The sequence below is a fragment of the Cryobacterium sp. Y62 genome (genome assembly GCF_002929785.1).
Lineage (GTDB): Bacteria > Actinomycetota > Actinomycetes > Actinomycetales > Microbacteriaceae > Cryobacterium.
Genome location: NZ_PJJK01000053.1, coordinates 1 through 9299 on the forward strand (window position 1 = coordinate 1; position 9299 = coordinate 9299).

The following is a 9299-nucleotide window of genomic DNA, read 5'->3' on the forward strand; positions in this document are numbered from 1 at the left end:
ATTACGCCAACCGCCAAGCATCTCGCTCCAGACGAGTTCCTCTGGGTGGAGGACAGGCATGCCACCCACAAGGTGCAGTGGGACTGCGCCTGGTGCGTTTGACTCCATTTTGACCTCTGCGCGGATTATGCGAAAGTTTCGCATAAAGTGCGAATGTTCGCAATATGCAAAGTTAAATACCAGCTCAGGAAGCATTTAACATTCCAGCACCGCGGAAGAAATACCGCACTGCTGCACGGTTACATGTAGCCTCGGCAGGAAGCCTTGGGCCGCTATGACTCGCATCACGGGCGAAGTGTTGCCCAACCGGCATATTCGCACTCTATGCGTATATGCCGCACACAACTTGACATAATCATTATTATCGGTCATTTGTGGTGGGATTTCAGGTGGTATATAAATGGTATTTGCTGTTGTGCGCGTTAGGTTTATGACATGTCATCAACCACTCCCGGACTGCGGGCATACGAGATGTCCATTCGTTCGGACGTCGCCGAACTTGTCGGCCGGCTGCGCGATCTCTTGGGCGCGCAACTGGTGGCTTACCTGGGGTCTGTCACGGAAACCCGTGCCGTGCGGCAGTGGGCCGAGGGCACCCGCAAGCCACCGGCCGAGGTGATTCGCCGTCTGAGGCTTGCGTATCAGGTCGCCGGTCTGCTCATCGAGCGGGACCAGCCGCAAGTGGTTCAGGCTTGGTTTCAGGGGATGAACCCCCAGCTCGAGGACGCGGCGCCTGCGCGGCTCATTCGTGAGGGCAATCTGGATGAAGTCGGACCTCGCGTGCTGGCCGCTGCGCGCGCTTTCGCTGCTGGGTAGTGAGGTCACTCCGGACGCAGGCAGTCATGTGGCCGCCGCACCGAGCTCGCTGGCACCGGCTCGGTCAAAACTCAGAAATTGGTGTAATACTGGTGGCATTGAAGTGGTTATGCGGGTTTTCCCGGATGCCACCGGCGATTGAAGGATCACATGGCTACCATCACGCACGTCACGTCTGCTCACACGCGGATGATCAAGCTGGACATTCGGGAGATCACGCGTCGGTTGAATGGGGCGCTGGGTGGGACTCTTGTTGCCTCTCTGGCCGGGAGTAAAGACACGAAGCTCCCGTATCGGTGGGCGAAGACCGATGGTCCTGCGCCGAAGAACGAGGCTATGCGGCGTCTTCAATTCGCCTATGCGCAGTGGACGATGCTGGCCGAGGCTGAAGGTGAGCATGTCGCCCGTGCGTGGTTTATTGGCGCGAACCCGTGGCTTGGATATGACACTCCGGTCACGGCCATTCGAGAAGACCGGTTTAAGGACGCAGCCATGGCGGCTCAGGCCGTCATCGACGATTCCTTCTCCGGTTGATGCAGATTTGTGCCCGCTCTGGGTTGGAGCTCGTGGATGATCCGCTGCCGGGTAGCTATCGCATCGCTCGCACATCGTTCGGGCCTCTTGCCCCGGTGCCCCGGGAACTAGATTCTGACGGTTCTCACGATCCTGCCGGCTGGAGCCGCTTCGATACTGTCGGGCGCACGCTGTATTCCACTGACGACCGGCTCACATCTTTTATGGAGCTTCTCGCTCCGTACCGCACGGAAATCAATGGTTCCCGGCGCGCCCTGCAGAAAGACGCGGACGCGATGGGCATTCCGCTGGATCGGTATTGGTCTATGGTCGTTGCCGACTGGGATCAGGCCGGAACGATGCGGGCCCGATGGCTGCCGCGGGTGTGGCGCGATGGTCGGGCTCTCTACCGCCTGACGTATCCGTCCGGTTGGTGGGTGGACATCACATCGACGAGAACCCTCGCGGCGCTGTCCGCCGCGCTCGACACTGAACTCAATGACCTCGGTGTTTCGGGAGGCCTCACCGTCGCTCATGTGACAAGTGACGACCGGGCTATTACGACTTTGATCGCGCGGTGGCTTAGAGATACGGTGACGCTTTTTGACGGTACCCAGCCCCTCGGTATTCGCTTCATCTCCAAGCACGGGCACCCAACCAACGGCACCGGAACATGCTGGGCCTACTGGATGCGTGCCACCGACGCAGGGCTGAACGAGCCGATCAGCATCATCGCCGAGATCGGCATTGCTGAGCGTGACGCGGACCTGAAAACGGCACAAGAGTTCTGCAAGATCCAGACCCGATAACGGTGCTCCTCCGGCGCGCACGCACCTCGCTGTCGACGGTCGTTTCTCAAGAAAACACGCTCGCTCAAGCGCGCGATGGAAGCGCGGCTGCAATGTTCGAGCCCCCGAGATCCCTGATCCCGATGAATGGCGGGATGGGGCCCTATGCCACGGCCTGTGATTTTTGCCAGCGCATGACGTCTGCGGTGTTGTAGCGCACGAGGCCCCAGCCGATGTCGTGGTATTTGGGTCCGGCGTTGCCGTGTCTCATGGTGCTGAGTTCCTCGAGTGAGATGCCCAGGGCATCGCTGGTTTGATCAGGTGTCATCAGGGGTGATGCTGGTGAGGTGCAGGTTGCTGTGATCATTTGGTTTGGTCCTTTGTGAGCGTGTCGATGATGGTCGCGTAGTTGGTTCCGGTGACGGTGAGTGTGCTTGCGAGGGTGTAGCCGCGGCGGCCGTCGGCGCGCAGGTCGTCGAGGCGTTCGGCAATCTTTCGTGCGCGCGCCGCGTGCTGCAGGTCGCTGATGGGCAGGGTCGTCTGTAGGGTGCTGAATTCCATCGCGGGGCGCTTACTCGCTGGTGAGGGTGGGGTGGTTGCGCAGGGCCGTTATCTTGGCGATCCGGTCGGGTCGGAAGCCTGACCAGGACACCACGCGGGCGATGACGACGGGGGCCGTGGTGTAGCCGAACTGGTGCATCAGGTCGGTGGCTCGTGTATCGGTTGTGAGGTCAATCACGGTGTAGGGCAGGTTGGCGGCGTCGAGTGCTCGTACGGTCATCGTGCATTGCATGCAGTTCGGCAGCGTGTAGACGGTGAGCGGTTCGATCATGGTGTGGTCCTCTCTTATAACCCCATTGCCTTTTGGCGCACGCCGTTTTACAGCGTCAGGGGTGAATTGGCAGGGGACCGTGGAATACCGCAAGGGAGCGCAGCGAGTGAGGATATGCCGCGAAAGCCCTTGCCAAGGGAGGAATGGTGCGTACGATAACCAGCCGAAAAGGCAACGCAAGTTGCACGAACAAGCCCCGTCGAGCTGTGCTCGACGGGGCTTCTTTATTACAGGTAAGGGCCGGAGGCTACGCCTCAGTGTTTGAGGTCGTGACCGGGGCAGTGGTGCGTCGTTTGCGCGCTTTCGGGGTGGACTGACCGGGGGCTTTGACGCCGGTAGCACGGAGGTCCTTCTCGCTCCATCCGGAGGCTAGGGCTGCAGTCCACGCGTGTTCGTGAGCGAGGGTCGCTAATTTCAGTTGCTGGTCTGCGCTGTCGTATTCGTTGCCAGCATCGGCGAGTGCGCGTACGGCTTCTACGCGGGCGTCCACGTTCGCTTCGATGATTGCCCGCGCGCGGGCGGCTGCATCTTCTGGTTTCATATTCGCATCGCTCATGTTCCCCAGATTACAGGTCTGGTACACGCCTCGGCCGAGTGCGCCTCAGCCTCATTCTACTGAAGCATCAAGAGCGGAGACGTGCCATACCGGCGGTGTCGATTTGGAGCAAGCTATACATTTACCGGTGGTAAATGGCTTTGAATTCTGGACGCCGCGCGCCGGAATTGGCATACTTGAGATATGTCCCCGGTTTTCGGGGTCGCTGCGCTGGGCCGGAGGAGGTGAACACGTTGACGGAGAAGAATGAGCGTCGTTTGTTTGGTCGTCAGCGTCGGGCGAATGTTGATGGTGGGCGAGAGAAGAGTTACCGGGTGTATGTGACGGTTGAGGAGGATGCTCAGTTGCGTGCTCGTGCGGTGGTTGCTGATGTGACGGTGCCGCGGTTGTTGTTTGAGTCGGCGATGAATGCGAATATTGAGACGTCGACGGATCGTAAGGGTGTGATTGCGGAGTTGTTCGTTGTGACGCGCCTGATGGCGAACGTGTCGAACAACGTGAACCAGTTGGCGAAGTTCGCTAATACGGAGGGCCAATTCCCGGACACGGCTGCCGCCGTTGCAGCTGAGTACCGTACGCTCGCCGTCAAGGTTGAGGACGTTATTGACAGGTTGGCCGAGTCATGATGCCGAACATTCGCCGGGGCGGCCAGATGGGCGGCCTGATGGTGTACCTGGCTGGGGGCGGTCGGCACAACGAGCATGAGGAACAGCACCTCGTTGCGGGTGATTCCGCGATCATGGCGCAGCATGGTTACAGCGTGTTGGACACCAACAGTGCTTTGGCGATTGCGCGGAGCCTGGACGCTCCACGTCGTGCGTTCGACGTTGAAGTCTTGCGAATGGTGAAGGATTCCGACCCTGTTACGGGCGCGGTGACAAGTAAACGTGTCGCCGGGGATGTGTGGCATTGCTCGCTGTCGTTGCGTGCCGAGGAGGGACAGCTCTCGGATGAGAAGTGGGGATTGATCGCAGAGGACTTCGCGGATCGGATGGGGTTTACCGAGAGCAGTGGAAAAGCCGCGTGTCGTTGGGTTGCGGTGCGTCACGGACTGTCCACGAACGGTAATGATCACATTCACCTGGCTGTGTCTTTGGTGCGTGAGGACGGTACCAAAGCGACGACGCACAATGATTTCCGGCGTGCGCAGGAGGTGTGCCGGGATCTGGAAAGCGAGTACGGGCTTGAGCAGTTGGAAAGTCGTGGTTTGAGGCTTGGGGAGCGTGGCTTCAAGCCGGCTGAACGTGAACGTGCCGGGCGGGCGAATGCGGCCGAGATTGATCCGCACAAGTTGGAGCGCACGGTCCGGGCGGCGGCAACAGCGTCGGTCGATGAGGGCGAATTCGTGCGTCGTCTCCGTCAGGGCGGGATTCTCGCCCGGCCACGCTTCGCGGCTGGCCGGGACGATGTCGTGGCGGGCTATTCGGTGGCGATGCGCCCGATCGAGGGAGCGCAGCCGATTTGGTACGGGGGCGGGCGGCTGGCGCGCGACCTCACATTGCCCAGGCTTCGGGAGGGCTGGCCTGACAGCCCGCAGACTGCGCAGGGCGCGGTGGAGGAATGGCGGGCCACGGCGAAGAACCCGTGGCAGTACCGACCCGTCGCGCCCGGGCGTGAGGAGCACACCCCGAATCCGGAAATGTGGAAGCAGTACAGCGACGAGATTGGTCGACTCCGCGACCAGCTGCGCAGTGTCCCCGTCACGGACCGGGCCACGTGGGCGCACGTCGCACGGGAGACGGCCGGCGCGTTCGCGGCGTGGTCGCAGCGGGTCGAGGCAACACCGGGTCCGCTCGCTGAAACGTCCCGTCAGCTTGCTCGGTCTGCGCATCTGCGGGCGCACGAGTCTCGGCCGAAGCCTGTACAGCTGGGGTCGGCTGCGAACGCTGCGATGATCCTCATGCAAGCTGCGACGGGGGCCCGCGGCACGATGGCTGAAGCGATCATGCTGCGTCAGCTGGGACGCACCGCGGTAGCGATCCTTGACATGCACAGCGCCAACGGCGACGCCCGCCGAGCCGAGCAGATCGCCTCCGTCATGAGCAACCAGGTCGCCACCATCCGCGACCGCCTGCCGGCAGTGCAACGACTCAGCAAGCAGGCGGGTACCCGGCCAGAGATAACGCCGGAGAACTCCCGCGTGGCTGAGGCCGTGCGGGTGGCTACCGAAGGCCTGGCCACTCCGCGATCAGGTTCTCCGGTTCCGAACACGTTGGAGCCCACCAAGCGCAAAATGCCAGCCACGCCACGCGAGCGTGGCGACCTAGGAAGAGATTAAGAGAGCAGGGGAAAGATTATGGCCGAGGACACAGACGGAGTAGGCGAAGCCTTCGACGACCAGCTGCGCATAGCGCTCACTATTGCTTCGCAATTCGGGGAACGTATCGCCCGGCTGCGCGAACAGCTCGCTCGCCAGCGTGAAGCAGCAGCGACGCAGCAGACCCGCGAGCTCGAAGTACGCTTCGAGGCGGGGCGCGGAGCAGCGCGCGCGAGCCTCGCACCGGTGCAGCAACCCGAATGGTGGGACCAGGCCAGACCTGAGGACATTGCCGGCGCCCACGAAACCGCGACCGCCTGGCGCGACTACGATGATGTTGCCCACTCTGCAAAGACACGAATCCGCGACGAAGTACGCGAGCGATACGGTATCGACGTTGACGCACCGGGGGCCGACCCGGTGGCGGTCGCGGCCGCACTTCAAGGCGCCGAGCGTGACCGGGACCAGGCCCGCGCCCAGCGGGAACGTGCCGGCGAAGAACTCACCGCGTCGCAGTTGCTTCTCGCTGACGTGAACAGGCGCGACGCCCAGGCCAACGAACTCGATCAGGACCGCACTGACAACGACCGCAGCAATTCGGAGTGGCAGCGTCAGGCCGAGGAGCTGCACCGCGAGGCTGAGGTGAACCGCGACTGGAGCGGCGTCGACTACGACAGCTCAGAACGCCGCCAGCAGTTCGCCGCGAGCCTTGAAGGCAAGGCCGACCAGAAAACCATCGATGCCCGCCTCCTCGCGGACGGCGACCAGGCGAAGCACCCGCGCGAAGCGGTCCGGTCACAGCCCGGGCGTGCACCGAAAGCGCGACGAGCTAGCAAGATGGCGGTCCAACAGCGAGAGCGCGGCGGACTCGCCAGATGATCGCAGCGATAGGTGTCGATCCACCGGCTGATTCAACTCTTACCGTGTTATTTGTTCACGTTTCGTGAGCTGAACCCAACTAACCCGCATCATCCGGCAGATGGGATCGTCACCGGTCGAACCGGTCAAGATTCATGACCTTGTGCCACGCGGACACGAAGTCGTGTATGAACTTCTTTTCAGCGTGCTGGCTCGCGTACACCTCCGACAGCGCACGCAGCTCAGAGTTGGTCGAAAAAATGAGGTCAGTGCGACTTGCGACCCACTTGAGCTCGTCAGTGTGCCGGTCGCGGCCTTCGTAGGTCGCCTCCGTCGTGGCGTCGCCTGGCTTCGGCGCCCACACGGTGTCCATGTCGAGCAGGTTGACGAAGAAGTCGTTGGTCAGCGAGCCCGGTGTCGAGGTAAGCACGCCCATGGGGGATCGGCTGTGGTTTGCGCCGATCACGCGCAAGCCGCCGAGCAACACTGTCATCTCGGGGGCACTCAAAGTCAGTTGGCCCGCGCGGTCGATGAGCAGAACTTCCGACGGTAGCCGGTTGCCCTTGCCGAGGTAGCTGCGGAATGCGTCAGCTGTCGGTTCGAGCACGGCGAACCGTTCAGGGTCGGTCCACTCCTGCGTCGCATCCGTGCGTCCCGGCCGAAACGGGACCTCGATGTCGTGACCGGCCCTGGCGGCAGCATGTTCGACCGCGGCGCACCCGCCAAGCACGATCAGGTCGGCGAGCGAGATCTTCTTACCGCCACGCTGGGAATCGTTGAACTGCTTGCGGATCTGCTCAAAAGTGCGCAGCACGGTGGCCAGCACTTCAGGCTCGTTGACATCCCAGCGCCGCTGCGGTTCGAGACGGATGCGGGCACCATTGGCCCCACCGCGCTTGTCGCTGTTTCGGAACGTGGAAGCCGAAGCCCACGCGGTAGAGACCAGTTGCCCCACCGCCAGGCCCGACTCGAGCAGTTGGCTCTTGAACGCAGCGATGTCGTCAGCATCGACGAGCTCGTGGTCGACGTCGGGCAGCGGGTCCTGCCAGATCAGTCGTTCGGACGGGACAAGTGACCCCAGGTAGCGCTGGGTTGGGCCCATGTCGATGTGCGTGAGTTTGAACCAGGCCCGTGCGAACGCATCCGCCAGTTGGTCTGGATTCTCTAGGAATCGCCGCGCGATCGCCTCGTATACTGAATCCTCCCGGAATGCGAGGTCCGTGGTGAGTACCGTTGGGACATGGGTCTTGGACGGGTCGTGGGCGTCCGGGACGGTGCCGGCACCGGCACCGTTGCTCGGGATCCATTGCCATAGCCCGGCAGGGCTGAGCGTCACCTCCCACTCGTAGGCGAACAGTATCTCTAGGAAACTGTTGTCCCATGTGGTCGGGGTGGGGGTCCAGATCCCTTCGAGCCCACTGCTGACGGTGTCTGCACCGTTGCCCGTTCCGAAGTGGCTTGCCCAGCCCAGGCCTTGTTGCTCGAGCGGCGCGGCTTCGGGTTCGGGCCCGAGGCAGGTGCCGGGGTCGGCCGCTCCGTGGGTCTTGCCGAACGTGTGCCCGCCCGCAATCAGCGCGACGGTCTCCTGGTCGTCTAACCCCATGCGATGGAACGTCTGACGAATGTCGCGTGCGGCGGCTATCGGATCGGGAACCGTGCCTGGACCCTGCGGATCGACGTAGATCAGTCCCATCGCGCTGGCCGCTAGGGGCTTGTCCAGATTCCGGATGCCGCTGTGCCGCTCATCGGCGAACCACCTGTCTTCTGGCCCCCAGTAGGTCTCGTCGGCCACCCATGCATCCTCCCGGCCACCGCCGAACCCGAACGTCGTGAAGCCCATCGATTCCAGCGCACGGTTGCCCGCGAAGATCATCAGATCGGCCCAGGAGATCGTGCAGTCGTATTTCTTTTTCACCGGCCACAGGAGTCGGCGCGCCTTGTCTAGGTTGCGGTTATCAGGCCAGCCGTTCAACGGGGCGAAGCGTTGCATTCCCGCGCCGGCACCTCCCCGACCGTCACCGGCGCGGTAGGTGCCAGCACTGTGCCAGGCCATCCGCAGCACAAGCGGTCCGTAATGTCCGAAGTCGGCGGGCCACCAGTCCTGCGAGGTCGTCAACACCTCGTCCACATCGCGTGCCAGGTCCTCAAGGTCCAGGGAGAGGAATTCCTTGGCGTAGTCAAAGTCTTCGCCCAACGGATTGGCGGCGCGGCTCGGTCGAGCTAAGCACCTCAGGTCGAGCCTGTGGGGCCACCAGTCATGTGGGTTCCCGCTTTCCGCGGGGTAATTCCGCAGTTTGGGCGACTGACGCGCGTTCACGGTCTGGTTGTACGTACGGTCGACGTAGGCGTCAGGGCTTCCAGACATGGTTACTCCTTCAGGTGAGCCTCGAAGGACTCAATGTGTGACTGGATGTCCGGTGAAGCGTTGGACAGGAAGCTCTGCTGCCGATCAGCGCTCACCGCGATGGACGCATTGTTCTGTCCGTCCAAGCCGAGTCTGGCCAGTAGATCGGATCGTTCTTCAGTAATCGCCACTGGACGTCATCTCCTCATTGAAATCACATACGTGTTACCCGAACTCCGTGCGCAACAGGCAGATTCAGAGTCCGCTCGCTCATCCGAGCCAGTTGAGAGATAACCGTATGCCCACTCGAACTCCGACGGCCAGGCACGACCGCT

General features: G+C 62.3%; 12 protein-coding genes. 6 read left to right on the forward strand and 6 right to left on the reverse strand.

What is annotated here, in order from left to right; translation table 11 throughout:
* The first annotated feature begins 435 nt into the window (after positions 1–435).
* The 3 genes from CXY71_RS00980 to CXY71_RS00990 all read left to right on the forward strand — a co-directional run bounded on the left by CXY71_RS00980 (position 436) and on the right by CXY71_RS00990 (position 2138).
* The gene (locus CXY71_RS00980; RefSeq protein ID WP_104133864.1) at positions 436–816 is read left to right on the forward strand and encodes a hypothetical protein; all 381 of its coding nucleotides are present in this window, start codon (positions 436–438) and stop codon (positions 814–816) included.
* 150 nt (positions 817–966) lie between these two features.
* Positions 967–1350 carry a hypothetical protein gene (locus CXY71_RS00985; protein ID WP_104133865.1) on the forward strand — a complete coding sequence of 128 codons (384 nt, stop codon included), beginning with the start codon at positions 967–969 and terminating at the stop codon, positions 1348–1350.
* 32 nt (positions 1351–1382) lie between these two features.
* Positions 1383–2138, forward strand: coding sequence for a hypothetical protein (locus CXY71_RS00990; protein ID WP_104133866.1), 756 nt, complete (start codon positions 1383–1385; stop codon positions 2136–2138).
* Positions 2139–2280: 142 nt separating this feature from the next.
* Here the strand turns inward: CXY71_RS00990 and CXY71_RS20885 are convergent, their stop codons facing one another.
* The 4 genes from CXY71_RS20885 to CXY71_RS01010 all read right to left on the reverse strand — a co-directional run bounded on the left by CXY71_RS20885 (position 2281) and on the right by CXY71_RS01010 (position 3505).
* Entirely contained in the window at positions 2281–2445 is a 165-nt protein-coding gene (locus CXY71_RS20885) for a hypothetical protein (RefSeq protein WP_158252925.1), read from the reverse strand.
* A 35-nt stretch (positions 2446–2480) separates the two neighbouring features.
* Positions 2481–2678 carry a hypothetical protein gene (locus tag CXY71_RS01000; RefSeq protein WP_104133868.1) on the reverse strand — a complete coding sequence of 66 codons (198 nt, stop codon included), beginning with the start codon at positions 2676–2678 and terminating at the stop codon, positions 2481–2483.
* 10 nt (positions 2679–2688) lie between these two features.
* A complete protein-coding gene (locus CXY71_RS01005) occupies positions 2689–2949 on the reverse strand; it encodes a glutaredoxin domain-containing protein (protein WP_104133869.1) in 261 nt (86 codons plus the stop codon).
* A gap of 247 nt (positions 2950–3196) precedes the next feature.
* The gene (locus CXY71_RS01010; RefSeq protein ID WP_146072697.1) at positions 3197–3505 is read right to left on the reverse strand and encodes a hypothetical protein; all 309 of its coding nucleotides are present in this window, start codon (positions 3503–3505) and stop codon (positions 3197–3199) included.
* A gap of 233 nt (positions 3506–3738) precedes the next feature.
* Between CXY71_RS01010 and mobC the strand changes: the two genes are divergently transcribed.
* The 3 genes from mobC to CXY71_RS01025 are packed head-to-tail and all read left to right on the forward strand — an operon-like array spanning position 3739 to position 6641.
* Positions 3739–4131, forward strand: coding sequence for a plasmid mobilization relaxosome protein MobC (gene mobC / locus CXY71_RS01015; RefSeq protein WP_158252927.1), 393 nt, complete (start codon positions 3739–3741; stop codon positions 4129–4131).
* Positions 4128–5783 (forward strand): relaxase/mobilization nuclease domain-containing protein, encoded by a 1656-nt coding sequence (locus tag CXY71_RS01020; RefSeq protein WP_104133872.1) that lies wholly within the window; start codon positions 4128–4130, stop codon positions 5781–5783. Before mobC ends, CXY71_RS01020 begins: the two co-directional genes overlap by 4 nt.
* Positions 5784–5801: 18 nt before the next feature.
* Complete coding sequence (locus CXY71_RS01025; protein WP_104133873.1) at positions 5802–6641, forward strand: hypothetical protein; 840 nt, start codon at positions 5802–5804, stop codon at positions 6639–6641.
* Positions 6642–6750: 109 nt separating this feature from the next.
* Here CXY71_RS01025 and katG read toward each other — a convergent pair whose 3' ends face one another.
* On the reverse strand, positions 6751–8985 hold the full coding sequence (katG, locus tag CXY71_RS01030; protein WP_104133874.1) for a catalase/peroxidase HPI: 2235 nt from the start codon (positions 8983–8985) through the stop codon (positions 6751–6753).
* 2 nt (positions 8986–8987) lie between these two features.
* Complete coding sequence (locus CXY71_RS21635) at positions 8988–9155, reverse strand: hypothetical protein (protein ID WP_233204315.1); 168 nt, start codon at positions 9153–9155, stop codon at positions 8988–8990.
* Positions 9156–9299 lie beyond the last annotated feature (144 nt).